Below are 25,040 nucleotides of genomic sequence, written 5' to 3'. Positions count from 1 at the left end.
CCACAGGGGGTTTGCGTTTGGCTCACTGGCCTTTCAGCAACGCCCTTCCAGAATCGCCGCATAGCCTTCGCGAAAGCTCGGGTAGCGCGGAGTCCAGCCCAGGGCTTTGGCCCGGGCATTGCTGCAGCGCTTGCTGCCGGCGCGGCGCACACTGGCGTCTTCGGCCCATTCGGTGACGCCCATGTATTCGCGCAGCCAGCCCACGACCTCGGCGAGCGCGGCGGGGGCGTCGTCGACGCCGATGTAGCAGTCGTCGAGAGTTTTGCCCTGGCGATCCGCCTCCAGCAGAAACGCCAGCAGGCCTGCGGCGTCGTCGGCATGGATGCGGTTGGCGTACAGCGGCGGATCGACCACCACGCGATAGCCTTGGCGCACCTGGCTCAACAGCCATTCGCGGCCCGGGCCGTAGATGCCGGTCAGGCGCACGCGGCTGGCCGGGATGCCGCTGTCGAGGGCCAGTTGCTCGGCTTCAAGCATTAACCGGCCGGAATAACCGCCGGCCTCGGTGGGCGAGGTTTCATCGACCCACTCCCCCGCTTTCTGTCCGTATACGCTGCTGCTGGACACGAACAGCAACCGTTTGGGCTGCTGGCCATGCTGCTTCAACCAGCCCAACACATGTTGTAACCCTTCAATGTAGGCGGCCCGATAGCCCGCTTCGTCATGCTCGGTGGCGGCGGCGCTGTACACCAGGTAATCCAGCGGCCCGGTCGGCCAAGCGGCTGGGCATTGCGCGCTGAACAAATCCCCCGCCACCCCGATAACCCCCGCCGGCAGGCTCGAAACCGAGCGTCGCAAGCCATAGACCTGCCAATGTTCGGCCAGCAACTGGCTGGCGAGGCGGCCGCCAATATCACCGCAACCGGCGATCAAAACAGAAGACGCGGACATCAGGATCTCCTCTGGATAAAGCCGCAGACTAGCGCGCGCAAGAGGCGGGCGGCTAGGAATGCAGGAAAAAAAGATACTCTATTACTTTTGCTAACAAGAATTACTTGCAATAATGCACCCCACTTTTGTTCTCGGCCTCACGAGGCCTGGAAGAACATCGACTTCTTTTCCTCTCAGGTCCGGCCAGCATGAAACGCTCTCTATCCTCCGCTTCGCCAACCAACCGACCTCGCGCCTGGGGCGCCGTGGCAGCGCTGTTTTTCAGCCTGTTGCTGCCGCCTGCTGCCGCGTTCGCCGACGCCGCCATCCCTGCAGCCGCCAACGAACCCGCCGCGAACACCCAGGCAGACGTACCGAGAAACCCTGACGGCAGCGTCGATACCTCGGCCCTCTCGCCCGAAACACAAAAGGCGCTGGCTGAATTCGGTGAAGCCATGAAGCATCTGGGAGAAGAGCAGAAGGACGACAACTCCCTGGGCATGGCCCACGACCTGTCCCCATGGGGCATGTACCAGAACGCCGACATCATCGTGAAACTGGTGATGATTGGCCTGGCGATCGCTTCGATCATCACCTGGACCATCTGGATCGCCAAGGGCTTCGAGCTGATGGGCGCCAAGCGTCGCTTGCGCGGTGAAATCGCGGCCCTGAAGAAAGCCACCACCCTCAAGGAAGCCAGCGCCACGGCGGCGAAGGAAGGCACCCTGGCCAACCTGCTGGTGCACGACGCGCTCGAAGAAATGCGCCTGTCGACCAACAGCCGCGAGAAGGAAGGCATCAAGGAACGCGTGAGCTTCCGCCTCGAGCGCCTGGTGGCTGCCTGCGGTCGCAACATGAGCAGCGGCACCGGCGTACTCGCCACCATCGGTTCCACGGCGCCGTTCGTGGGCCTGTTCGGCACCGTGTGGGGCATCATGAACAGCTTCATCGGCATCGCCAAGACCCAGACTACCAACCTTGCCGTCGTCGCCCCCGGCATTGCCGAAGCGTTGCTGGCAACCGCCCTCGGGCTGGTGGCGGCCATTCCTGCCGTGGTCATCTACAACGTGTTCGCTCGCTCCATCGCCGGCTACAAGGCCCAGGTGTCCGACGCTTCGGCCGAAGTGCTGCTGCTGGTCAGCCGCGACCTCGACCACCAGCCCCCCGAGCGCAGCTCGCAACCGCACATGGTGAAAGTGGGGTAAACAGCCATGGGCCTGCATTTGAAGGAAGGCGCAGACGACGATCTGGCCGAGAACCACGAAATCAACGTCACGCCGTTCATCGACGTGATGCTGGTGCTGCTGATCATCTTCATGGTGGCCGCTCCGCTGGCGACCGTGGACATCAAGGTTGATCTCCCGGCGTCGACGGCCAAGCCATCGCCGCGTCCAGAAAAACCAGTGTTCCTCAGCGTCAAGGCCGACCAGCGCCTGTTTCTGGGCGAAGACGAGGTCAAGGCCGAAACCCTCGGTGCCACCCTCGATGCCAAGACCCAGGGCAAGAAGGACACGACGATCTTCTTCCAGGCCGATAAGGGTGTGGACTACGGCGACCTGATGAGTGTGATGGACGCCCTGCGCGGTGCCGGCTACTTGAAGGTCGGCCTGGTCGGACTCGAGACGGCGCCGAAAAAATGATCAATACGCGCCAAAAGCTGACGCGTTACGGGGCTAGTCTGGCGGTGGTGTTGGGCGTGCATGCGCTCGCCATCGCGCTGGCGCTGAACTGGACATCGCGCCCGCCCATCGAATTGCCGCCCCAGGCCATGATGGTCGAGCTGGCACCGCTGCCGGCTCCACCACCGCCGGCACCGCCGAAAGTCGTCACGCCGCCGCGGCCACCGGAGCCGGTTGAAGAACTGCCATTGCCGAAAGTCGCCGAAGCGCCGAAGCCGGAGATCTCCGTGCCCAAGCCGGTCAAGCCCAAGCCCAAACCTCAACCACCCAAGCCCAAGCCCGTGGAGGAGAAAAAGCCGGAGCCGCCCAAGGAAGAGCCGTCGGAGAAGAAGCCGAGCGACACCCAGCCGACCCAGGCCCCGACCGAGAAGTCCGCGCAACCGGCCCCTGGTCCGTCGCCTGCGCAAATGGCAGCCAAGGCCAGTTGGCAAGGCAAGCTACTGACGCACCTGGCCAAGTACAAGAAGTACCCGCTCAGGGCCCGGCAGATGAACAAGGAAGGCACCAACCGCCTGCGCTTCGTGGTAGACGCTCAAGGTAACGTGCTGTCGTTCAAACTGGTGGACAGCGCCGGCACGGAGTCCCTGGACAAGGCCACCCTGGACATGATCCGTGACGCCCAGCCGCTGCCCAAGCCGCCGGCCGAAATGCTGACCAATGGCTCCGTCGAAATCGTCGCGCCGTTTGTGTATTCCATCGAGAAGCGTCGGCGCTGAGCCCCCCCTGAAAGCCCCTGCGACAGAACGGGGCTGCTTCATTGTGGCGAGGGGATTTATCCCCGCTGGGCTGCGCAGCGGCCCCAAAGCGGTGTGCCTGGCACAGAGAGGTAGGTTGAGGGGCGCTGCGCGCCCCAGCGGGGATAAATCCCCTCGCCACAAGATAAATCCCTCACCACAAGCCAAATCCCTTCGCCATAGACACATTGGACAGTGTCACACCGCGCCCTCTGTCTGATAACGTGCGTCTATCGATTGCAGCCGGTATGCTTGGTTTGCAACTTCACGGACGCTCGCCATGACCCTCACAGAATTACGCTACATCGTGACCCTCGCCCAAGAGCAGCACTTTGGCCATGCGGCCGAGCGTTGCCATGTCAGCCAGCCGACGCTGTCGGTCGGTGTGAAAAAGCTCGAAGATGAACTCGGCGTGCTGATTTTCGAGCGCAGCAAGAGCGCCGTGCGCCTGACGCCGGTGGGCGAGGGCATCGTTGCCCAGGCGCAGAAAGTGCTTGAGCAGGCCCAGGGCATCCGCGAGCTGGCCCAGGCCGGCAAGAACCAGCTGACCGCTCCGTTGAAAGTCGGCGCCATCTACACCGTCGGCCCGTACCTGTTCCCGCACCTGATCCCGCAACTGCACCGGGTTGCCCCGCAGATGCCGTTGTACATCGAAGAAAACTTCACCCACGTGCTGCGGGACAAGCTGCGTAACGGCGAGCTGGACGCGATCATCATCGCCCTGCCCTTCAACGAAGCCGACGTGTTGACCCTGCCGCTCTATGACGAACCGTTTTACGTGCTGATGCCAGCCCAGCATCCCTGGACCCAGAAAAAGTCCATCGACGCCGGCCTGCTCAATGACAAGAGCCTGCTGTTGCTCGGCGAGGGCCACTGTTTCCGCGACCAGGTGCTTGAGGCTTGCCCGACCCTGACCAAGGGCAGCGAAGGCGCCAAGCACACCACGGTGGAATCCAGTTCCCTGGAAACCATCCGCCACATGGTCGCCTCGGGCCTGGGCATTTCGATCCTGCCGTTGTCGGCGGTGGACAGCCACCACTACGCCCCTGGGGTGATCGAAGTCCGCCCGATGACGGCGCCCGTGCCGTTCCGTACCGTTGCCATTGCCTGGCGCGCCAGCTTCCCGCGGCCCAAGGCCATCGAGATCCTCGCTGACTCGATCCGCCTGTGCTCCGTGGCCAAGCCGCCTTCGGTCAAGTAAGCCTCGGCCATGACTGAGTTGTCCAAAGTCCCGGTCACGACACTCAAGGGTGTCGGTGAAGCCATGGCCGAGAAACTGGCCAAGGTCGGCCTGGAAAACCTCCAGGACGTGCTGTTCCACCTGCCCCTGCGTTACCAGGACCGCACTCGCGTGGTGCCCATTGGCCATCTGCGGCCGGGGCAGGATGCGGTGATCGAAGGCACCGTGAGCGGCGCCGACGTGGTCATGGGCCGCCGCCGTAGCCTGGTGGTGCGCCTGCAGGACGGCACCGGCGGGCTCAGCTTGCGCTTCTATCACTTCAGCAATGCACAGAAGGAAGGCCTCAAGCGGGGCACCCGCGTGCGTTGCTACGGCGAGGCGCGGCCCGGTGCGTCGGGGCTGGAGATCTATCACCCGGAATACCGCGCCATCACCGGCGACGAACCGCCGCCGGTGGACGAAACCCTGACCCCGGTCTATCCGCTCACCGAGGGCCTGACTCAGCAACGCTTGCGCCAGCTCTGCCAGCAGACCCTGACCCTGCTGGGCCCCAGCAGCCTGCCCGACTGGCTGCCCAAGGAACTGGCCCGAGACTATCAACTGGCACCGCTGGCCGATGCGATTCGTTACCTGCACCACCCGCCAGCCGATGCCGATGTCGAGGAACTGGCCCTCGGTCATCACTGGGCCCAGCACCGGCTGGCCTTCGAAGAGCTGCTGACCCACCAACTGTCGCAACAACGCCTGCGCGAAAGCCTGCGTTCGCTGCGCGCCCCGGCCATGCCCAAGGCCCGGGACCTGCCGGCGCGCTACCTGGCCAACCTGGGCTTCACGCCAACCGGAGCCCAGCAACGGGTCGGCAATGAAATCGCCTATGACCTGAGCCAGCCCGAGCCAATGCTGCGGCTGATCCAGGGCGACGTGGGTGCCGGCAAGACGGTGGTCGCCGCACTCGCCGCGCTCCAGGCCCTGGAGGCCGGTTACCAGGTGGCGCTGATGGCGCCCACCGAGATTCTCGCCGAGCAGCATTTCATCACCTTCCAGCGCTGGCTCGAACCCTTGGGCATCGAAGTCGCCTGGCTGGCGGGCAAGCTCAAGGGCAAGAACCGCATCGCCGCCCTGGCGCAGATCGCCGAAGGCGCACCGATGGTGGTGGGCACCCATGCGCTGTTCCAGGACGAGGTGCAGTTCAAGAACCTGGCCCTGGTGATCATCGACGAACAGCACCGCTTCGGCGTGCAACAACGCCTGGCCCTGCGGCAGAAAGGCGTGGGCGGGCGGATGTGCCCGCATCAGTTGATCATGACCGCCACGCCGATTCCGCGCACCTTGGCCATGAGCGCCTACGCTGACCTCGACACCTCGATCCTCGACGAACTGCCCCCCGGACGCACCCCGGTCAATACCGTGCTGGTCACCGATACCCGGCGGGTCGAAGTGATCGAACGGGTGCGCAGCGCCTGCGCCGAGGGGCGGCAGGCCTACTGGGTCTGCACGTTGATCGAGGAATCCGAAGAGCTGACCTGTCAGGCCGCCGAAACCACTTACGAAGACCTCACCGCCGCCCTCGGTGAGTTGAAGGTCGGGCTGATCCACGGCCGCATGAAACCCGCCGAAAAAGCCGCCGTCATGGCCGAATTCAAGGCCGGAGCCCTGCAATTGCTGGTCGCCACCACGGTGATCGAAGTCGGTGTGGACGTGCCCAACGCCAGCCTGATGATTATCGAAAACCCCGAGCGCCTGGGCCTCGCGCAGCTGCACCAGCTACGCGGTCGGGTCGGCCGGGGCAGCGCCGCCAGCCATTGCGTGTTGCTGTATCACCCGCCGCTGTCGCAGATCGGCCGCCAGCGCCTGGGTATCATGCGTGAAACCAATGACGGTTTCGTCATCGCCGAAAAAGACCTCGAGTTGCGCGGCCCAGGTGAAATGCTCGGCACGCGCCAGACCGGTCTGCTTCAATTCAAGGTAGCCGACCTGATGCGCGACGCCGATCTGCTCCCTGCGGTACGCGACGCCGCCCAGGCTCTGCTGGAACGCTGGCCCGACCACGTCAGCCCGCTGCTGGACCGCTGGCTGCGCCACGGGCAGCAATACGGCCAAGTGTGAGCATGCTCGCAGTTTCCGGGCGCACCTGCCTCGGCAAGCTGGTTATACTGCTCGACTTGTAGGAAAACGGATACAGACCATGACTGAAGCTGCCCTCGCCCCCGAAATTCCGCACGCTCCGTCAGTGATTCGGCAGCTGCTCGAGAAATTAGGCATCGGCTTTGACGAAGTGACCGAACGACCGAGCCTGAATCCCGCCCGCAAAGTACAGGCGGTTCTGCTGCACGACGCCGTAGGCGCGCTCATGGTGCTGTTTCCACAAAGCCAGCTCCTGGACCTCAACCGCCTGGCCGAACTCACCGGTCGCAAACTCACGGCAGTACCGACCGAACGCCTGGAGCGCATGCTCGGCAAACACAACCTGAGCCTGCTACCCGGCCTGCCGGCGCTGACCAGCTCGCCGTGTCTGTACGAAGAAAGCCTGCTGCGCGAGCCCAAGCTGCTGATCCATTCGGGTGAGCCGGGGGTGCTGCTGGAAATCACCAGCGAGGCCTTCAAGAGCATGCTCACCAAGGCCAGCGCCGCGACGTTCGGCGAGCCCGTGAGCAATGTCACCCCAAACCTGGACCGCCCGCACGACGACCGCGCGGAAATCACCCAGGCTGTACAGGCTTTCACCGCGCGCCGGATCCAGCAACGACTGGAAGAAACCATCGAAATCCCGCCGCTGGCGGAAACCGCGCAAAAAATCATCAAGCTGCGGGTCGACCCTGACGCCACCATCGACGACATCACCGGTGTCGTCGAAACCGACCCGGCCCTGGCCGCGCAGGTGGTGAGCTGGGCGGCATCGCCCTACTACGCCTCGCCGGGCAAGATCCGTTCGGTGGAAGACGCCATCGTCCGGGTGCTGGGCTTCGACCTGGTGATCAACCTGGCGCTGGGCCTCGCCCTGGGCAAGACCCTGAGCCTGCCCAAGGACCACCCGCAGCACGCCACGCCGTACTGGCAGCAGTCGATCTACACCGCCGCCGTCATCGAAGGCCTGACCCGCGCCATGCCCCGTGCTCAGCGCCCGGAAGGCGGCCTGACGTACCTGTCCGGCCTGCTGCACAATTTCGGCTACTTGCTGCTGGCCCACGTGTTCCCGCCGCACTTCTCGTTGATCTGCCGCCACCTGGAGGTCAACCCGCACCTGTGCCACAGCTACGTGGAACAACACCTGCTGGGCATCAGCCGCGAACAGATCGGCGCCTGGCTGATGCGTTACTGGGACATGCCCGACGAACTGGCCACCGCCCTGCGCTTCCAGCACGACCCGCACTACGACGGCGACTATGCCGCCTACCCGAACCTGGTATGCCTGGCCGTGCGCCTGCTGCGGGCCCGTAGCGTCGGCTCAGGCCCGGACGAAGAGATTCCCGATGCACTGCTCGAGCGTGTGGGCTTGACGCGGGAGAAGGCTAACGATGTGGTCAGCAAAGTGCTGGAAGCTGAAGTGTTGCTGCGGGAGTTGGCTTCGCAGTTCCATGGCTGAAGGCCACACCGGGTCACTGCGTCACCGAGTCTTTGTGACGAGGGGATTTATCCCCGCTGGGCTGCGTAGCAGCCCTAAAATCTGTATGCCGGGTGTGTCAGGCTGATTGCATCCAACCTTGTTGGGGCTGCTTTGCAGCCCAACGGGGATAAATCCCCTCGCCACAAAGGCAGTCGCTAGGCTTTCGCCTTCTTCGGCTTCAGATACCGCATCAACCCCTGGAACCAGATCACCAGCGCCGGGTTGCCCTTGATCTGGATCGACTTCTCCTGAATCCCGTTCATGAACGCCAGTTGCTTGTTCTTGGCCTGCATCGTGGCGAAGCCGTAGGCGGCGTCCTTGAAGGCGATGGCGAAGGCCGGGGTTGGGTAAGTGCCGGAGTGGCTGGTGATGCGTTGATTCTTCACGGTGAAATGCCGGGCGACCTTGCCGTCCAGGGTTTGCAGCTGGAACACGAGTTCCTTGTCGCCCAATTGTTGCTGAAACGCTGGATTGGTCCGACTGGCCTTGCCCATCAGCAAGCCCAGCATCCACAGCAGGAAACGAAATTTCATGGGCAACGTCTCGAAGAAAGATGAATGGCTGGCGCAGTTTAGCGGTTCTTCGGCTAAACGCCATCATCTGATCGATTTGACCGGAGATGAATAGCTTTTCTTGCAAGATGACTGCTAAGTCACGTCTTACAGATAAATGCCTCGGCTTTCATTTTCGTCAGCCGCTTCGGATATTTCCTGCAAAACGCCGGGCTGTTCATGAACTAGGCAGTGTGCCGAGGCACCGATAACCTTTGTTCGTCATCGCAAAAAACGGTGACACGGACGTGCAAGTCCGAGTAAAACAGCCACCTCAAAATGCCTCCGTCGATTCAAGGCGCGTTCGTGCCTGTGTTCTATGGCGGCTGTGTTCGGGAGACTCTTGAAGTCTGCCGGGGTTTGGTTGGCTTTACCCGGTCTTGCACACTCGCTCACAGCTGCCACCTTCAATCGCGTGCAAGCGGTTCAAAGTGGTTCTCCATTGGAAAACCAACCATGTTCAAAGTCACTCCGAATCCGCCGAACCCGGCAAAGTCCCGCGTCGAAGCCTCCGAAGCCAAAAAACACGAAGACGCCGCCACCCGCGCCCTCGATTACTACCTCAACCCCCAACCCTCCCCGCCTGAAGCCGACAAGCACCAGCTCTTCATTGTCGCCCCCCACATCGACACCGAAACCCTACTGGCCAATGCCTCCGAAGACCTGCAATCGATCAGCACCATCGCCGCCGACCTGGCCGATGATGTCGACGACTCGCGCCGTTGCATTGCCCTGGCGATCAGTCGCATGGCCGATGGGGTTCAGTTGTTGGTGGAGCGGGCGCTGGATCGTCTGGAAGCGCAGGAGACGGCGGCGGGGTAATCTCGGCAGGACTGGCGCCATCGCGAGCAAGCTTTGCTCCCACAGGTTCAACTCCACAGCCGAAAGTGACAGGTCGGCTATAAGGCCGCCTTGCTTTTGCTTTGCTTTGCTTTTGATCTTCGGGCCCCGTTAACCACGACGGCCGAACGCAGGCATTGCGCAGTGGGCATCCCGGCATGGATGCCGGGATAGCCGCGCTGGGCCATGGATGGCCCTTCGCGGCGGGCCCACGGAGCAATGCCGGAGTGAGGGCACACCGAGCCTAGGCGAGGTGCCGAGTGGTGGGGCCAAGCCTTTTTTGCTTACTTTTTTTGGCGTCTGAAAAAAAGTGAGCCGCCGTAAGGGCGGAACCCCAAGTGGCCGTTACCGCAGCAATGGATATGTACTCGACGCAAGACCGCCATCGCGAGCAGGCTCGCTCCCACAAGGGAATCGGGGATAACGCGGATACTGCGGCCAACACAAAACAACTGTGGGAGCGAGCCTGCTCGCGATGGCGGGGTGTCAGTCGGCAGCGATACCAACTGAACCGACGCTATCGCGAGCAAGCTTTGCTCCCACAGGTTCAACTCCACAGCCGAAAGTGACAGGTCGGCTATAAGGCCGCCTTGCTTTTGCTTTGCTTTTGATCTTCAGGCCCCATTAACCACGACGGCCGAACGCAGGCATTGCGCAGTGGGCATCCCGGCATGGATGCCGGGATAGCCGCGCTGGGCCATGGATGGCCCTTCGCGGCGGGCCCACGGAGCAATGCCGGAGTGAGGGCATGCCGAGCCTAGGCGAGGCACCGAGTGGTGGGGCCAAGCCTTTTTTGCTTACTTTTTTTGGCGTCTGAAAAAAAGTGAGCAGCCGTAAGGGCCGAACCCTAAGTGGCCGTTACCGCAGCAATGGATATGTACTCGACGCAAGACCGCCATCGCGAGCAGGCTCGCTCCCACAAGGAAATCGGGGATAACGCGGATACTGCGGCCAACACAAAACAACTGTGGGAGCGAGCCTGCTCGCGATGGCGGGGTGTCAGTCGGCAGCGATACCAACTGAACCGACGCTATCGCGAGCAAGCTTTGCTCCCACAGGTTCAACTCCACAGCCGAAAGTGACAGGTCGGCTATAAGGCCGCCTTGCTTTTGCTTTGCTTTGCTTTGCTTTGCTTTGCTTTGCTTTGCTTTGCTTTTGATCTTCGGGCCCCATTAACCACGACGGCCGAACGCAGGCATTGCGCAGTGGGCATCCCGGCATGGATGCCGGGATAGCCGCGCTGGGCCATGGATGGCCCTTCGCGGCGGGCCCACGGAGCAATGCCGGAGTGAGGGCATGCCGAGCCTAGGCGAGGCACCGAGTGGTGGGGCCAAGCCTTTTTTGCTTACTTTTTTTGGCGTCTGAAAAAAAGTGAGCAGCCGTAAGGGCCGAACCCTAAGTGGCCGTTACCGCAGCAATGGATATGTACTCGACGCAAGACCGCCATCGCGAGCAGGCTCGCTCCCACAAGGGAATCGGGGATAACGCGGATACTGCGGCCAACACAAAACAACTGTGGGAGCGAGCCTGCTCGCGATGGCGGAGGACCAGTCGACATTGAAGCCAACTGAACCGACGCCATCGCGAGCAGGCTCGCTCCCACAGGGTTTATGCAGTGATCAAATGATCAGCAGCAATCACTCAATCAAACATTCGGGCAAGGAACCGGTGCCCAGTCGCCCAGGTCCGGGTTTTTGCACATGCTGTTGACCTGAGTGGTGCCGGCGCTGGCGACCTGCTTGCTTTCATCCTGCTTGGCCTTGGCGGTCTGCAGGGTTTTCTCGGTGGTGACCGCTTCTTTCGGCACGGTTGGCAAAACACGTTTTTTCGCCGGTTTCACGGCTTTCTTGGTCTTGGTGGTTACGACTGGGGTGGTTTCGGCGGTTGCCACGGTGACCACGTCAGTGCGCTGCACGCCCACTTGCTGCAGGTCTTTCTCGTAGGCCTGGGTGTAGTTGTTCAGGTCTTCGGAGGCTTTGCCGTTGACCGCGACGATCAGGTCGTTGGACTCTTTCAGGCCAGCGACGATTTCCGCCAGGCGCTTGCGGCCTTCGGTATCGTTGACGGTCTTGGCTTTGCGGTCGGCGACCAGTTTGGTAAAGGCGCTCTGGTAGCACTGCTGCGAAGACTTGGCATAGGCGGTGCTACGGTCGATGTCGCTCACGCTCTTGTTGACGTCGGCGGCGTAGGAGGCGATGCGCTGGTTGTCATCGGCGATCTGCTTCTGGCGCTCGTTGTAGTAACCCACTGCGCCGCCCGCCAGGGCACCGCCTGCTGCGCCGATGGCAGCATTGCGTCCACGCTTATCGGAATCGCCAGAGAGGGCACCCAGCAGCGCTCCGCCCACCGCGCCCACGGCTGCGCCGGTGATCACCGACTTGGTCATGTCGCCCTCGGTAGCGCGCAGGTGCTGCACCGGCTCGTAGCAGTTCGGGTAGTACTCGACCTTGGTGCTCGATGCGACCTTGGACGTCGGCGACGTCGCGCAACCTGTCAGTACGGTGCTGAAGCCGACAGCGACCATCAGCAAGTGACGCTTGGAAACCGAAGTAGAAGGTTTACGGGAGAAAAGCATAGTTGTGTTCTCTTTTAAGTTTTGACCAACTCATCACGGCCCGACGCCGCCTGAGTTCCCTCCAAGCTTGCCAACATTGAACGCTCAAGACCTCAGGGCGCTCGTTGCCAGCAATTGCTTCAATATCGCCGCCGGGTCGGCTCGTTTTTGTTGACGATATTCCCCGACATGACGAACGAATAAAGTCGCGCGCGCCACCAGGCTCTTGCCCAACACCGGCTTGCGCTCCATCTCCTCCTTGATGCGTTGAAACTGCGCCTGGATCACGGCATCGGTGTAACGCGTGCCGGTCGCCAGGTTGTCGATATAAATCGCCACCGCGCCATCGAGCGCGCTGCGGCCGTTGTCGATGGCCGTGGCGAACAGTTGCGCGCTGGCATCGTCCTTGGCGTCCACCGCTGCCTGGTGACTGCGCTGCAGATTGGTCAGGCGGATGTTGTAGTTGTTGACGGTCTCGGCCACCAGGGCCGCCGACTGGATCAGGTTGCCGGCCGCTTCCTCGCGCTGCTGGGCGATGAGCGAGACGTTGCGCTTGAGCTCTTCGTTGACCAGCCCCAGCTCGGCTTGCAAGCGCGGGTCGACGCTGGCGGCGATGATGCTGTCCAGGCGCTTGGTCGGATCCTGGGCGTCGTCGATGGCATCGGTCAGGGACGCGAGGCGACCTTCTTTCTGCCATTGGGCGAACAGTTCCTTGTAGCGCGAACGCGGTGCCGACAACGCACCGATCGCCACCCGGAAGCCGGTGGTCTCGTTGCTCTGCTCGGTGCCGTCGGCAGCGAACAAGGGGTATTCGCGGCGCATGCCGGTAAACAGCGTACCCTCGCCTTCCAGGTAGTTACCGCCCTTGACCACAAAACCGCCGTAGGCGCCCTGGCGCCGTCCGGAATGCACCAGTTGGAAGGACTCCTGGACCATCTCGGCAGCGTTGCCGATCACGTCGAACAGGCCGATGGGGTTCGGCAACTTGGTGCCGATGGGCAGCAGTCGCGCCGCCTGGCCAGTGCCGCCGGCCACTTGGTTGAACACCGCCCAATCGGCCAGTGGCCCGTCGCTTTCACTGCCTTCCAGACGTCGTGGGAACAGGCGGCCTTCCAGATCCTGGCGGCTGACGGCCTGCCCGCCACGGGCGGCGAATTCCCACTCGACTTCGGTGGGCAGGCGCACGAAACCCAGCCCGCCGTCTTCGGCGGAGGTGCCGCGACCGCTCACCGGCAGCAGGTCCTTGTGGTATTTCATCAGCCAGGCGCTGTACACCGCCGAGAAACGTTCTGCCTCGAACTTCGACAGCTTTACCTTGGGCAAGCGCCCAGCCATGCCCTGGGGAAGCTCGGTTTGCAGGGCTTCGCAGGCCGGTGCGGGTTCGCCGCTGGCCAGGGACTGCGCCTGGGCCATGACCTGGGCGTACTGGCGCGCGGTGACTTCGTATTTGCCGATGAAATACAGCATCGGCTTGAGCGGGGTCTGGGCGTCGGTCTTGGGCATCAACGGCGTGATGGTTTTGTTCCAGTCCTTGGGCAGGTCCTTGAGGGTGAACTGGCCGTTGATGAAATCGCGCCGATAGCCGGAAATGAACGACTGCTTGTAGCCCGCCTCACCTTCGCTGAACGGGTAGCCCAGGTTGATCTCGCGATCGTCCAGGGTGCCCTGGGCGAGAATGTAGACGTAACGGAACACCATCTGCCCGTCACACGGCAGCGGCAGGCTGACGTCATCGGGCAACGGTTTGGGGTTGTCCAGTTTGTCGCTGCCTTCATCGGCGCTTGCGATGTTGCTCAGAGCGGCCAGACTGGCCAGGCTCAGCGCCACGGCGGCGCCCAGTAACTTATACATCACGAATTCCTTCAGAGGCCTGGATGCGCGCCACCCGCCAGCCGCCACAGGCTGCCGCCACGGCACTGACGCCAAGCACGGCCACCAGGGCCAGGGTGTAGTGACGCAACAGCAGATGGCTGGCGTACTCGCCCGGCATCTGTGCAAATAAATGATTCAGGCCCGACTGCGCCAAGCCGTACAACCCGGCACTCAGCAGAGCCGCGAGGGTTGCGCTGTACAGCGCTTGCAGTACCACGAACAGCAGCAGTGCGGCGGTGGACACTCCCAGCAGGCGCAACACCGACAGCTCGCGCCGCTTGCGCTCGACCGCCGCCAGCGCCCCGGCAAAAATTGCCGCGAACGCCCCCGCCAATGCCAACCCGGCGATGATCCAGAACACGATCGACAGGTTGCGGCTCAACGATTGCACTTGTGCGATGGTCTGGGCCTGGGTCGACACCAAAAGATTCTGCGCCGCGAAATACTGCCGCAGCGGTTCCACATCAGCGAGACTGCGGGCGTACAAGCGAAACGCCGGATAGACGCGCTGCCCGGCCACACCCACCGCATCGCCCGGCCAGCCGAACGCGGGCACGGCACGCCCGTCGCGGTAGTCCTCAGCCGCTTCCAGCAAGGCCAGCGGCGCGAACAGCCCATCACGGGCAAAGGCTTGCAGCGGCAATACGTGCAGCACCCGGACCCGGGTCCGCTGCGCCTCACTGCGACCGGCCACCTGCCGACCGAAACTGGCCTGCAACCAATCGCCGGCCTTGGCGCCGAGCTTTTCGGCAGCGGTCTGGCTGAGCACCACTTCATCCAGCCCTTGGGGCAACGGCAGGTGCTCGAGCAAGGGGTCGTTGGCGGCGGTGGGAATCATTTCGACGGTGACCGCCGCCGTCGCGTTGTTCAGGTCCGCCGTTGCAGCGATCTGCCGGGTGCGCGGCAAGGCGAACGATACATCGTTGCGCTGGCCCAACTGCTCGATGAACTCGGCGCTGAAGCGGCCGCCGCCCAGGGGAATGATTTCCCGAGTGGCCGGATCGCTCTGCAGGCGCTCGGTCAGGCTGCTGATCAGGCCGAACTTCAGCCCGAACAGCACCAACAGCGGCGCCACCACCGCCACCAACGCCAGCACCGAGCAGGCCGACAGCCAGGCGTCGTTGCGATAGTCCTGCCAGGCCAGGGAAGCCACCAGCGCGCCGCGCATCAGCAAGCCTCCCCAAGGGTAGCGGTGACGCCGCCGTCGATGTCGCGACGGCAACTGATATGCCGCACCTGCAAGCCGCTGGCGCGGGCCAGGGCTTCATCATGAGTGGCAACTACGCAGCACACGCCGCTGTCGCGGGCCTGGGTCACCAGCAATTGCATGACCCGCTCGGCGTTCAGCGGGTCGAGGGCCGCCGTCGGCTCATCCGCCAGCAGCAACCGTGGGCCGTGGGCCAGGGCCCGGGCACAACTGACCCGCTGGCGCTGGCCGACGGACAGGTCCGCCGGTTTCTTGTCCAGTTGATCGGCAATATCCAGTTGTCCGGCCAGGCGCGCCACGCTGCCGTCATCCTTCAAGCCGAGCAGTTTGCGCGACAACTCGATGTTGCCGCGCACATCCAGGAATCCGAGCAACCCGCCGGTTTGCAGTACATAACCCAAGTGCCGGCTGCGCAGCTCCGCCAATGTACTTTGCTCGGTGCCCCGCCACAGCCGGGCGATGTCCAGCGTCGTATCGGCAGGGGCAAAGTCGAACTGCCCGGCCTGATCCGGCGCCAGCACCAGCGCCAGCATGTCCAGCAAAGTGCTCTTGCCGCAGCCGCTGGGACCGACCAGCGCCAATTGCTCACCGGCACGCAGCTGCAGCCGTGGGATCACCAGGCTATAGCGTTGGCTGCCGGTGCCCCGGCTTTTATGCACTGCGCTCAGGCTCAGCATCATGGCAAGGTCGACAATGGAACGCGGTACAGGGCATCGCCCGGCTCGGCATCGCCGAAGCGTACCCAGTTGGCGAGGTCGTTGTGGAAGGTTTCATAGAGGCGGATTTTCGAATCCAGCTCGTCGATGAAGTCTTCCTGCTCGGCCACGCTCAAGGACAGCCACAGATCCTGGGTCATGCTCAGCGACTTGCTGCGGTACGGCAGCCCTTCGAGGTATTCGCCCAGGACCCCGCCGTCGGCGAGGTTGCCACCCTTGCGCAGAGCCGAGGGATCGCGGCTCATGTAAGCACTGGCACTGGCGATTTCCTGGAAGAAATCCTTGGGCGAACTCTGGGTCTTGCGGGCCGCGTCGACGATCAGTTTCAGCGACTGCTGCAGGTCGTTGAGTTGCAGCTTGGTCAGCATCACGCAGACCTGGAACGCCGGCAGCGCCGGGTTGGTCAGGTCGCGGTCGGCGGTCCAGGCGCTGACCAGTTGCGGTGCCTGGCTGGCGGCCTTGCGTCCGAGGAAATCCATATGCATCGCGTAGCCGACCGCAGCCGATTTATCGGCCAGGCTCGGTGCGGCGCCCAACTGCGGAACCGCCTGTTCCTTGTTGCTGCGCACCTGGTGCACCAGGTCGGCGAATACCGAGCCGATCTCGTCCACCCGCTCGCCCAGCTTGTGCACATCCGCACCTGCAACGGGGATGTACAGGTCACCGATCTGCGGGTTGGCGTCGGCCGTCAGGGTGCGGTATTGGCTCTGGGCACCGGCGTGGGTTTTCTTGCCGGCGTCGCTGAGCAGGTGCAGGGCGTAGATCTTGATTTGCTTGCCCAGAGCCGCCTGACGCACTTCGGCTTCGTTCATCTGCGTGGTGGAAAAGGGATCGTTCTTGCGCAAGGCACCGGCGTCGGTAACGAGCAGGATCAGGCGCCCGCCATAACCGGACCAGTCCATGCCCTCCACCGCTTCCATGACCCCGGCAAACGCATCCTCGTTGAACGAATGGCTGGACACCGTTGACGCCTTGACCTGCCGCGCAAGGTCCAGGAAGCGTTGCGGGTCACGGCCCTGCTCCAGGGTGATCAGGGTCTTGGCGACGTATTCCAGGCCCGGGGTTTTCTTGGTGCTGTTGCGGAACCCCACCAAGCCGAAGCTGACGCTGTCCAGCTCGCCGCGTTCGGCGATGCGGGTCTGCAACTCATGGACCACGTCGCGCACCTGATCGATGTAGGGCTGCATGGACACGGTGGTGTCCACCACCAGGACCACAGCAGTGCGGAACGCATCGGCATTGGCGGTCAGGATCGGCGTGTTGTTGGACGCTGCCCGAGGGGTGTTGCCAGGGTCGATGGAGGCCACGTTGAGCAACTGCACCGGCTGGCCATTCTCGTCAAAGCTCTCGCGAGAGTCGAAAATCGGCAACAGGTAGAACTGGTTCTGCGGCACGGCGCTGGCGGCCGGTTCCAGGGCCAGCACCTGCTGGTTATCCTCGTGGTTCTGCTGGGCCTTGAGCAGCACGTTCTTGGCGTTCGAAGGGTTGGCCAGCAGCTTTTCCACTTCACCAGGCTGACGCAAGAACATCACCGGCGCCCGACCGGAACGTTCGGTGAACTTGAGCACCAGGCTCTGTTTCCAGTCGCTGACCTGGGCAGCCGGCAACCAGCCGTCGCTGCGCCCGTCTGTGGCAGCGCCGACCCGCACCCAGGCGCCGCCATCGACGTCTTTGCGCTGATACACATACAGCACCGAGAACGCCGGCAGCTCCTTGCCGGGCGCGGCACCCGGTTCGGCGGCAAGTTTCGCCCCCGGTTTGCTGAGCACTCGCTGGAACAGGGTTTTCTTGCCGGCCATCAACAGTGGACGCTGACCGCCATCGGCTTCCGCCGCCGCGGGCGGCTTGACCGGTGGCGCTTCGGGGTTCTTCACCGGAGGCGCTTCAGGTGCTTTCACCGGTGGTTTACTGGACGAGGTCGTGTATGCCACCGACTGCTGGGTGGTTTTGCCGCTATCACCGGATAACCACCAATACCCCGCGCCACCCAACGCCAACGCCACGGCCACCGCGACGGCGGCAAGTGCGAACACCGGGGTCTTGCGCGGTTGCCCAGCGGCAGGCCGCTGGGGCGGGCTGACCGGTGGCGCGGTTGGTTTCGGTTGTGGCTCAGGTCGTGATTGCGATTGCGCGGGGCCGCTCGGGATGTCGATGGACATCGGCGTCAATCCCGCCAAGTCATCGCGGTTCGATTGCGGCGGCACGGGCAGCGGCAATGGCCGGATAAGGGTCGCCTCGGCCGCGTCTGCAGGCAGATTGTCCAGGGCCCGCAGCAGCGCCGCCGCATCCGGGAAACGTTCCGCCGGGTCCTTCGCCAGCAGCTTGCGCAGCACGTCCTGGTAACGGCCATGGTGCACCGGCAGCTCCGGCAGCGGTTCGGTCAGGTGCGCCAGCGCCGTGGACAGCGCATCGTTGCCGGTATACGGCAGCTTGCCGACGAGGATTTCGTAGAGCACCACTCCCAGGGCATACAGGTCGGCGCGGCCATCAATGTCCTGACCCCGGGCCTGTTCCGGGCTCATGTAGCTTGGCGTGCCCACCGCGAAACCGGCCTGGGTGAATTGGGTGCGGTCGTCCAGGGACTTGGCGATGCCGAAGTCCGAGAGCACCGCCGTGCCGTCGGCGCGGAACAGGATGTTCGCCGGCTTGACGTCGCGGTGCACCAGGCCCAGCCCATGGGCGTAGCCCAGGGCCGAGGCGATCTGGCGAATGTAGATCAGGCCCTGCTCCGGCGACAGCCCGGCGGCGATGCGCTCCTTGAGCGTACCGTTGGGCAGGTATTCCATCGCCATGTAATACAGCTCACCGACATTGCCGATGTCATGGATGGTGACGGTGTGCGGGTGCGACAGACGTGCCAGGGTCTTGCCTTCGCGCAGGAAACGCTCGCAGAACGTCGGGTCGGCGGCCAGTGCGGCAGCCATGACCTTGAGCGCCACCTTGCGCTCCAGGGAGCGCTGGGTCGCCAGGTAAACGCTGGCCATCGCGCCTTCGCCAATCTCGCCGTCGATATCGTAGCCGGGGATCTGGATGTTCAAAACGGGGTTCATGACGGCACCTTCACAACCACCACGGTGATGTTGTCCGGGGCACCGCGCATCAGGCCCAGGGAGACCAGGCTGCTGGCGATTTCGCCCGGTTCGTCGTGGCTCAGCACTTCGCGGATTTCTTCATCTTCGACAGTCTTGGTCAGCCCGTCGCTGCACAGCAGGTAGCTGTCGCCCGGCACCAGCAGCAGCTCGGTCATCGCCACGTTCAACTGCGCCTCGACGCCGATGGCGCGGGTGACGATGTTGGCCCGCGGATGCACCCGGGCCTCGGCTTCGCTGAGCAGGCCGCTGTCCTGCAGGTCCTGGACGTAGCTGTGATCCCGGGAGATGCCTTCCAGCACGCCATCGCGCAGGCGATACAAGCGGCTGTCGCCGGCCCACAGGCACATGCCGCGCAGGTCACGGACGGCAAGTACCACCACGGTGCTGCCCATCATGGTCACGCCACGGTTGGCGGTCTCTTCACGCACAGCGGCGTTGACCCGCTGCAGGTCGCTTTGCAGAGCCGCGACGTATTCGTCCAGCGAACGACCCACGGCAATGTTGCGCAGGCTGTCGACGATCAGGCTGCTGACGTAGTCGCCCGCCGCGTGCCCGCCCATGCCATCGGCGACCACCCAGAGGCCGTTCTCCGGCAGGTCCAGACATGCGTCTTCGTTAACCTGCCGGACCATGCCGACATGGCTCTTGCTTGCAGACTTGCAGGCTTTCCCAGCACTTGGACGCATCTACACAACACCTTCTTGGCCGAGCAAAAATTGCGCAAAGTCAGCAGCGGCCGGCAGGCCCTGGCAGCGCATCAAACCGGGCGCGATGCGCTCCGAACCCTGACCCCACCACAAGCTGGCACCTTCGCAGGCCGACTCGGCCAGAGCGCTCATGCGCCGCTGCGGCTCAGTGGCATCGAAGCGATGCAGGCTGGCAAACCGGCTGCTGGGCACTCGTGGCAAATACATTGGGCTGCCGAGGTTTTCCAGTTCCGCGCCGAAGGCCTCGAACGTGGCTTCTACGTTCAATGTGCTCAGCAACAGGTTCTCCACCCGCTCGAACCATTCGTCCGCACCGCCAACCACCGACGCAGGGTCCGCGTCGGGCTCCAGCAGCACCGCGACGGTCAGCGGAAAATAACGCCCGACCCGGTCGATGCTCGGCATCACCACTCCAACCGCTGCGTCCGGCCCGCACACTCCAGGGGCGACCATGAAGCGCCACAGCGGGCTGACCAGATAGGCGTCCAGCCAACGCTCGCCGAGGCTGGTCTGGCTGGCGAGCAAGCCGGCCGCCAGCCACGAGTCCCACGGACCGATAAAACTCTGGGGCAAGCCACGGCTGACAAAATCCCCACGGCTGGCCAACTTTCCATAGAAACCCGGTGTACTCATAGCCGCTCCGGCAGGCTGAAGCCGCTGAGCACGCGGCTCTTGAACGGGTTGAAGGCGCTGTTGGCCCGCAACTCGTAGGAAACGCTGGCGTTATCGACCCGCAGCCGCAGGTTGAAGCGGTCCGGCGAGTTACCAGCGGTCAGGTCCGACTGCTCCAGCAGCCGGAACCAGGCCCACGGGCCGTCCAGGGTGATGCCGGAACGACCGCTGGACGACGGCGGCATGATCGAGATCCGCACCACGCCGATGCTGCCCGGATTCGGCCATTGCATGGCGGTCGGCCGGCTCGGGCCGTGGTCGTAGCTCAACTGCTGGCCATCGAGATCGAGCAGGAACTGGGTGATGGTCGAATCCATCGCCACCGGCTTGAGCTCGAAGCGCACCATCGGCTGGGTGCCGCCGGAACGGAAGAACGCATCGCGGATGCTCGCCGCGCGCTGGAAGGTCTGCAACACGCCAGGGGCAATGCCGAGCTTCTGCGCCGCGCCCGGCTGCCAGCGCCAGGTTGGTGTGGAGGTGTCGACGTAGGGTTGCAGGTACTTGCGGAAGTAGTTGTCCATCACCCCGCCGACGCCGAAGAACTGGCCGAAGTCATCGAGGGTTGCGTCCCGCGCACTGCCCGGCGACATCGGATAACGCCCGGCCAGGGACTGACGGTAGATGTTCACCACTTCGCTGGTCCAGGCGGCGTTCAGTTGATTGCGCACCCCGCCCATCATGCTGTTGGTGGTGGAGTTGACCACTGACTTGACCAGTCCCTGCACCAACGGCGGTTGCCGCTCGGCGTTGAGGCTGACCCGGGTGGCAGCCGCCGCGGCCTGGTTCTTGGCCTCGCCGAGCAAGGCATCGCCGCTGGCCCCGACCATGGCACTGACCTGAACATACAGCGCGTTCATGTCGGCCAGCAGACCATCGATAGCGGCCGGTTCACCGTCGTTCTTGCTGACAATGCTGTTGAGCTCGGCAAAGTGTGCCGTGACTGGATCATCGCTGGCCTGCGGTGCGTTTTGCGTGGACTGCTCCTGGCCGAGCAAGCTGCCCAGGCGCTCCTTGAGCTTGTCCACGCCGCCCTCCACCGGAGCGCCTTGGGCGGCCAGCAGGCGTTCGTCCTGTTGCAGGTCGGTTTCCTTCGCCACCGCCACCAACAGCTTCTTCAACGGCGAGGTCGGCCCGGAAATCACCCGAAGCACATCGGCGGCCTGGGCGACGCTGGTGATCGGCACGAAATCGATGTCGGCGAGCAAGGCGTCCCATTGACGCTGATAGTCCTGGAAATACAACCGGCGCACATCGGCGGCCAGGCTGGCAACGTTCTGCTGATCGGCCCCTTCGTGACCCAGCACCCATTGCTCTTCGGCCAGGGTGCCGGCCTGGCTCAGGCTGGTGAGCAAAAAGCCCTGGCGGTAACCCTTGACGGTGAAGAACCCGCTCAACGGCTCGCCCAACGGCTTGCCGCTCTTGCGGCTGAACACCAGCGCGGCGTCACGCCCGGCGGCTTCGTTGATGCGAAAGTCCGGGACGCCCTCGGGCAGTTTCTGCCGTTTGATCCGATCGTAGACACGCTGGGCCACGGGCAGCTGTTGCAGTTGGCGGCGCAGGTCTTCGATCAGCCGTGGGTCCAGTCGTGCAGTAGGCGGATGACGTTCAAACAGCGCTTGCAAATGCTCGCTCAGGGCCAGCCGCTGTTCGGCCGGCAAATCGCGAGGCAGGCTGCGATCCCAGTCCAGGGCGATCCAGGCCTTGATGAAGTCGGCATCGTAATGCTCGTTGTCGGCGAGCATCAGATAGGCCTTCAAACCTTCGTAGATGAAGTCCGAATTGCCGCCGCTATGCAGTTGTTCTTCAATGCGCGTCAGCAGGCGCGGCGCGAACACTGCGATCAGCAACTTGCGATAGACACTGCCGGACTCGGCTTCCAGCATGTCGCCCTGGTACAAGCCCAAGCCTTCGGCCCAATCCGGCGCATCGCCCGCCAGGTGTTTCACGGCGTTGAGCAACGGCAGTACCGCGAGCACATCACGCTGGGCCGGGCTGAGGTTCTGCACGGTCTGGCCCAGTGGCGCAACCTTCTGGTCGACCTGGGCGATGTAGGCCTGGTTGGCGCGATAACTGACCCACCACAACGTGCTGACCACCAACACCAGCACCACGGTGGAGGCCAACACGCCCCGGGCGATCCATTTGCGCCGACGCTCGACTTTCGGATCGACGCCCACCAGCCCGCGCTCGGCGAAAGCCACGGCGGTGAACAGTTTCTCGATGAAGTAGCTGCGCCCGGTGCCGGTCTGGCGCGCCAGGTGCTGGCGGTCCAGATTCATGCTCTGGGCCATGGAACCGATCAGCCGGTCGATCGGGCTGCCTTCCTGGGTACCGCTGGTGAAATACACACCGCGCAGCAGCACGCGTTCTTCAAAGGCGTTGGGCTTGAAGACGCCGTCGAGGAAACTTTGCAGACAATCCTTCAACGCGCCGAACTGCTGCGGGAAGCCGTAGATCAGATCACGCCGCGCCGGGTCGCGCTCCTGCTGCAAGCGCTCCACCAGACGGTCGTTGAGGCGCTGCTCCAGGCCGGCGAATTCGCTTTGCAGGTGCGCCAGTGGACTGTCGTTGCTCTTGCCATCGTCAAGGGCGAAGGTCATGCCCCAGACCTGGGCGCGCTCTTCTTTGCTCAGGGTGTCGAAATACTCCATGAACCCCGGCACCAGATCGAGCTTGGTCAGCATCAGGTAGACCGGGAAACGCACGCCCAGCTGGGTGTACAGCTCCTGGATGCGCAGGCGGATCGCCGCTGCATGGGCGGCGCGCTCGGCGTCGCTGCCCAGCAACAGGTCGGACAGGCTGATGGCGATGAACGCACCGTCAATCGGACGCCGGGCCCGCTGTTTTTTCAACAGGCCCAGGAAGCCCAGCCAGGCGGCCTTGTCGATAGCCGCGTCGCTGTCCTGGGTGGTATAGCGTCCAGCGGTGTCGAGCAGGACGGCCTGATCGGTGAACCACCAATCGCAATTGCGCGTACCACCGACGCCGCGCACCGCACCGGCGCCCAACTGGGCCGCCAACGGAAAATGCAACCCGGAGTTGACCAACGCGGTGGTCTTGCCTGAACCCGGCGGACCGATGATCACGTACCACGGCAGCTCATAGAGGTTACGGCGCTCGTCACCGCCCAGCTTGGCTTTCTTCAAGAGCGTCAGGGCTTCGTCCATGCGCTGGCGCAGGGTTTCGAGTTCTTCGGCCGTGGCGATGCTGGTGGGGTCGGGTGGCGTCTGCTCGGCCAGACTGCGCATGACTTCAGCGGCCTGACGACGGGCCTGGATGATGCGGAACACGCGGTAGGCGATCCACACCGCGAACACCAGGACGATCAACGTCCAGCGCCGGCCTTCGGGCACCAGCCAGTCCAGCAGCGGGCCGACGAACCAGATGATCAGGCTCAGGGCAATCAGCCCCAGCAACGGGATGACCCAGCGGATCATGAAACTGAAAAACGCCTTCACTCGACTCCCTCCGCCAATACGGTGATTTCAACCCGACGGTTGCGTGCACGTCCTTCCGTGGTGGCGTTGGACGCCAGTGGTTCGGTGTCGCTGCGGCCCTCTGCGCTGAAGCGCTCGGGCTGGCCGGTCTTGGCCGACAGGATCTGCAGCACCGACTGGGCCCGCGCTTCGGACAACGCCCAGTTGGACGGGAAGCGCAACGTGGCAATCGGACGATTGTCGCTGTGGCCGGTCACCAGGACCTGGCCCTTGACCTTGCGCACCGCATCGGCGATGCGCAGCATCAACGGCTCGAAATCGTCCTTGATGCTGGCGCTGCCCGAAGCGAACAATTCATCGCCACGAATGGTCACCACCGAACGGTCGACGGCATCTTCCACTGCGATCCGGCCGGCCCTGATTTCATCGGCCAGGAAGCCGGCCAGGCGTGGTCGCTCGATCACTTTCGGCTGCACCACGGGGCGGTCGATGGTCTGCACCGGGATCTCGCCCAGGAAATGAATGTTCTTGAACACCGGCTCGGCATCGGAGGCGAGTTTCATGCGCAAGCCGAACAACAGCGCCAGCAGCAAAGCCGCGCCGATGGCCACCGCGATCCACGGCGGCATGAACTGCGCCAGGCGGTCGCGGGCCACGGTGACGCCGCGCCAGTGTGGCGACAACTCGCGCTCGTAGTCGCCGCGGGCACTGCGGATCACCGCACTGGTACGTTCGCGTAACGCTTCGAGTTGGCTGCGACCGTCGTTCATCACCCGGTAACGCCCCTCGAAGCCGAGGCACATGCACAGGTACAGCAGCTCCAGCAGGTACAAGCGCTCCCGTGGACTTTGCAGGCAATGCTCCAGCAACTGGAACACTTTCTCGCCGCCCCAGGCTTCGTTGTGCACGGTGATCAACAGGCTCTGCTTGCCCCAGTCACTGGTGCCGCCCCACGGCGTGCTCAACACCGCTTCATCCAACGCGGTGCACAAGGCATAGCGGGCCAGCAGCACGTCGTTGCGTACCACGCCGGCAGCCTCGGCGCGCTCCTCGAACTGGCGCAGGTAGGCCAGCAGTTGTGCGCGCAGGCTGGCGGGTGCCGGATGCGCAATGGTATTGCGCAGGCGCGTCAGCAGGGCCAGCAGCGGGCCGGCGGCGCTTTCCAGCGGATTGAGGCCCTGGGCCTTGCCCGTCAGCACCGGCGCGGCCGGCATCGACAGCGGCGCGGGGGCGGGTTGAGGGCGACCGGCATCCGGGCGGAACGGGTCGGCGCCACGACCACCGGGCGTCGGCATGAACTGGGTACGATCGTCGTTGCTCATCGC

Annotated in this window: 18 protein-coding genes; 7 read left to right on the top strand and 11 right to left on the bottom strand. The window is 63.8% G+C overall.

The genetic code is table 11. From position 1 onward, the window contains the following. Positions 1-33: 33 nt before the first annotated feature. Positions 34-891, bottom strand: a complete 858-nt coding sequence (locus tag AD665_RS11040) for an SDR family oxidoreductase (protein WP_053192087.1) — start codon at positions 889-891, stop codon at positions 34-36. Positions 892-1,079: 188 nt separating this feature from the next. On the opposite strand from AD665_RS11040, the gene exbB reads away from it, so the two are divergent. The 6 genes from exbB to AD665_RS11010 all read left to right on the top strand — a co-directional run bounded on the left by exbB (position 1,080) and on the right by AD665_RS11010 (position 8,046). Continuing rightward, positions 1,080-2,075 (top strand): tonB-system energizer ExbB, encoded by a 996-nt coding sequence (exbB, locus tag AD665_RS11035; protein WP_024780281.1) that lies wholly within the window; start codon positions 1,080-1,082, stop codon positions 2,073-2,075. Positions 2,076-2,081: 6 nt separating this feature from the next. Then, positions 2,082-2,510: a TonB system transport protein ExbD gene (gene exbD / locus AD665_RS11030; protein ID WP_003206888.1), complete on the top strand. Its 429-nt coding sequence runs from the start codon at positions 2,082-2,084 to the stop codon at positions 2,508-2,510. Continuing rightward, a complete protein-coding gene (locus tag AD665_RS11025; protein ID WP_024780282.1) occupies positions 2,507-3,265 on the top strand; it encodes an energy transducer TonB in 759 nt (252 codons plus the stop codon). Before exbD ends, AD665_RS11025 begins: the two co-directional genes overlap by 4 nt. Positions 3,266-3,563: 298 nt before the next feature. Then, positions 3,564-4,484, top strand: a complete 921-nt coding sequence (locus AD665_RS11020; RefSeq protein WP_024780283.1) for a hydrogen peroxide-inducible genes activator — start codon at positions 3,564-3,566, stop codon at positions 4,482-4,484. A 9-nt stretch (positions 4,485-4,493) separates the two neighbouring features. Next, positions 4,494-6,569: an ATP-dependent DNA helicase RecG gene (gene recG / locus AD665_RS11015; RefSeq protein ID WP_024780284.1), complete on the top strand. Its 2,076-nt coding sequence runs from the start codon at positions 4,494-4,496 to the stop codon at positions 6,567-6,569. Positions 6,570-6,648: 79 nt separating this feature from the next. Next, positions 6,649-8,046, top strand: coding sequence for an aminoacyl-tRNA deacylase and HDOD domain-containing protein (locus tag AD665_RS11010; protein WP_024780285.1), 1,398 nt, complete (start codon positions 6,649-6,651; stop codon positions 8,044-8,046). Positions 8,047-8,222: 176 nt separating this feature from the next. Here AD665_RS11010 and AD665_RS11005 read toward each other — a convergent pair whose 3' ends face one another. Continuing rightward, positions 8,223-8,600, bottom strand: coding sequence for a helicase (locus tag AD665_RS11005; RefSeq protein ID WP_024780286.1), 378 nt, complete (start codon positions 8,598-8,600; stop codon positions 8,223-8,225). Between the two features lie 474 nt (positions 8,601-9,074). Between AD665_RS11005 and AD665_RS11000 the strand changes: the two genes are divergently transcribed. After that, positions 9,075-9,440: a DUF6124 family protein gene (locus AD665_RS11000; protein WP_053192085.1), complete on the top strand. Its 366-nt coding sequence runs from the start codon at positions 9,075-9,077 to the stop codon at positions 9,438-9,440. Between the two features lie 1,663 nt (positions 9,441-11,103). Here AD665_RS11000 and tagQ read toward each other — a convergent pair. The 9 genes from tagQ to AD665_RS10955 all read right to left on the bottom strand — a co-directional run bounded on the left by tagQ (position 11,104) and on the right by AD665_RS10955 (position 25,037). Continuing rightward, the gene (gene tagQ / locus AD665_RS10995) at positions 11,104-12,033 is read right to left on the bottom strand and encodes a type VI secretion system-associated lipoprotein TagQ (RefSeq protein WP_024776814.1); all 930 of its coding nucleotides are present in this window, start codon (positions 12,031-12,033) and stop codon (positions 11,104-11,106) included. An 84-nt stretch (positions 12,034-12,117) separates the two neighbouring features. Next, positions 12,118-13,863 (bottom strand): formylglycine-generating enzyme family protein, encoded by a 1,746-nt coding sequence (locus AD665_RS10990; protein WP_024776813.1) that lies wholly within the window; start codon positions 13,861-13,863, stop codon positions 12,118-12,120. Continuing rightward, positions 13,856-15,052 carry an ABC transporter permease gene (locus AD665_RS10985; protein WP_053192082.1) on the bottom strand — a complete coding sequence of 399 codons (1,197 nt, stop codon included), beginning with the start codon at positions 15,050-15,052 and terminating at the stop codon, positions 13,856-13,858. The genes AD665_RS10990 and AD665_RS10985 overlap by 8 nt, the downstream gene beginning before the upstream one ends. Then, the gene (locus AD665_RS10980) at positions 15,052-15,768 is read right to left on the bottom strand and encodes an ABC transporter ATP-binding protein (RefSeq protein ID WP_053192121.1); all 717 of its coding nucleotides are present in this window, start codon (positions 15,766-15,768) and stop codon (positions 15,052-15,054) included. The genes AD665_RS10985 and AD665_RS10980 overlap by 1 nt, the downstream gene beginning before the upstream one ends. Next, positions 15,768-18,857, bottom strand: a complete 3,090-nt coding sequence (locus AD665_RS10975; protein ID WP_024776810.1) for a serine/threonine-protein kinase — start codon at positions 18,855-18,857, stop codon at positions 15,768-15,770. Before AD665_RS10975 ends, AD665_RS10980 begins: the two co-directional genes overlap by 1 nt. Next, entirely contained in the window at positions 18,854-19,585 is a 732-nt protein-coding gene (locus AD665_RS10970; RefSeq protein WP_033034115.1) for a PP2C family protein-serine/threonine phosphatase, read from the bottom strand. The genes AD665_RS10975 and AD665_RS10970 overlap by 4 nt, the downstream gene beginning before the upstream one ends. After that, entirely contained in the window at positions 19,586-20,239 is a 654-nt protein-coding gene (tagF, locus tag AD665_RS10965) for a type VI secretion system-associated protein TagF (protein ID WP_053192080.1), read from the bottom strand. Continuing rightward, positions 20,236-23,736, bottom strand: a complete 3,501-nt coding sequence (gene tssM / locus AD665_RS10960; protein ID WP_053192078.1) for a type VI secretion system membrane subunit TssM — start codon at positions 23,734-23,736, stop codon at positions 20,236-20,238. Before tssM ends, tagF begins: the two co-directional genes overlap by 4 nt. Then, positions 23,733-25,037: a DotU family type VI secretion system protein gene (locus AD665_RS10955; RefSeq protein ID WP_024776806.1), complete on the bottom strand. Its 1,305-nt coding sequence runs from the start codon at positions 25,035-25,037 to the stop codon at positions 23,733-23,735. The genes tssM and AD665_RS10955 overlap by 4 nt, the downstream gene beginning before the upstream one ends. Between the last annotated feature and the right edge of the window lie 3 nt (positions 25,038-25,040).

This window comes from Pseudomonas corrugata, from assembly GCF_001269905.1.
GTDB classification, from domain to species: Bacteria; Pseudomonadota; Gammaproteobacteria; order Pseudomonadales; family Pseudomonadaceae; genus Aquipseudomonas; species Aquipseudomonas corrugata.
The sequence above is the reverse complement of the archived record's forward strand: the minus strand, read 5'-3'. Positions and strand labels throughout refer to the sequence as shown.

Excerpts from the sequence above, each read along its gene's own strand:
- AD665_RS10980 (WP_053192121.1), bottom strand. The coding sequence starts at position 15,768 with ATGCTGAGCCTGAGCGCAGTGCATAAAAGCCGGGGCACCGGCAGCCAA.
- recG (WP_024780284.1), top strand. The coding sequence starts at position 4,494 with ATGACTGAGTTGTCCAAAGTCCCGGTCACGACACTCAAGGGTGTCGGT.
- AD665_RS11010 (WP_024780285.1), top strand. The coding sequence starts at position 6,649 with ATGACTGAAGCTGCCCTCGCCCCCGAAATTCCGCACGCTCCGTCAGTG.
- AD665_RS11000 (WP_053192085.1), top strand. The coding sequence starts at position 9,075 with ATGTTCAAAGTCACTCCGAATCCGCCGAACCCGGCAAAGTCCCGCGTC.
- tagQ (WP_024776814.1), bottom strand. The coding sequence starts at position 12,033 with ATGCTTTTCTCCCGTAAACCTTCTACTTCGGTTTCCAAGCGTCACTTG.
- AD665_RS11040 (WP_053192087.1), bottom strand. The coding sequence starts at position 891 with ATGTCCGCGTCTTCTGTTTTGATCGCCGGTTGCGGTGATATTGGCGGC.
- AD665_RS11020 (WP_024780283.1), top strand. The coding sequence starts at position 3,564 with ATGACCCTCACAGAATTACGCTACATCGTGACCCTCGCCCAAGAGCAG.
- tagF (WP_053192080.1), bottom strand. The coding sequence starts at position 20,239 with ATGAGTACACCGGGTTTCTATGGAAAGTTGGCCAGCCGTGGGGATTTT.
- AD665_RS11025 (WP_024780282.1), top strand. The coding sequence starts at position 2,507 with ATGATCAATACGCGCCAAAAGCTGACGCGTTACGGGGCTAGTCTGGCG.
- AD665_RS10970 (WP_033034115.1), bottom strand. The coding sequence starts at position 19,585 with ATGCGTCCAAGTGCTGGGAAAGCCTGCAAGTCTGCAAGCAAGAGCCAT.
- exbD (WP_003206888.1), top strand. The coding sequence starts at position 2,082 with ATGGGCCTGCATTTGAAGGAAGGCGCAGACGACGATCTGGCCGAGAAC.
- AD665_RS11005 (WP_024780286.1), bottom strand. The coding sequence starts at position 8,600 with ATGAAATTTCGTTTCCTGCTGTGGATGCTGGGCTTGCTGATGGGCAAG.
- AD665_RS10955 (WP_024776806.1), bottom strand. The coding sequence starts at position 25,037 with ATGAGCAACGACGATCGTACCCAGTTCATGCCGACGCCCGGTGGTCGT.
- AD665_RS10985 (WP_053192082.1), bottom strand. The coding sequence starts at position 15,052 with ATGCGCGGCGCGCTGGTGGCTTCCCTGGCCTGGCAGGACTATCGCAAC.
- AD665_RS10975 (WP_024776810.1), bottom strand. The coding sequence starts at position 18,857 with ATGAACCCCGTTTTGAACATCCAGATCCCCGGCTACGATATCGACGGC.
- exbB (WP_024780281.1), top strand. The coding sequence starts at position 1,080 with ATGAAACGCTCTCTATCCTCCGCTTCGCCAACCAACCGACCTCGCGCC.
- AD665_RS10990 (WP_024776813.1), bottom strand. The coding sequence starts at position 13,863 with ATGTATAAGTTACTGGGCGCCGCCGTGGCGCTGAGCCTGGCCAGTCTG.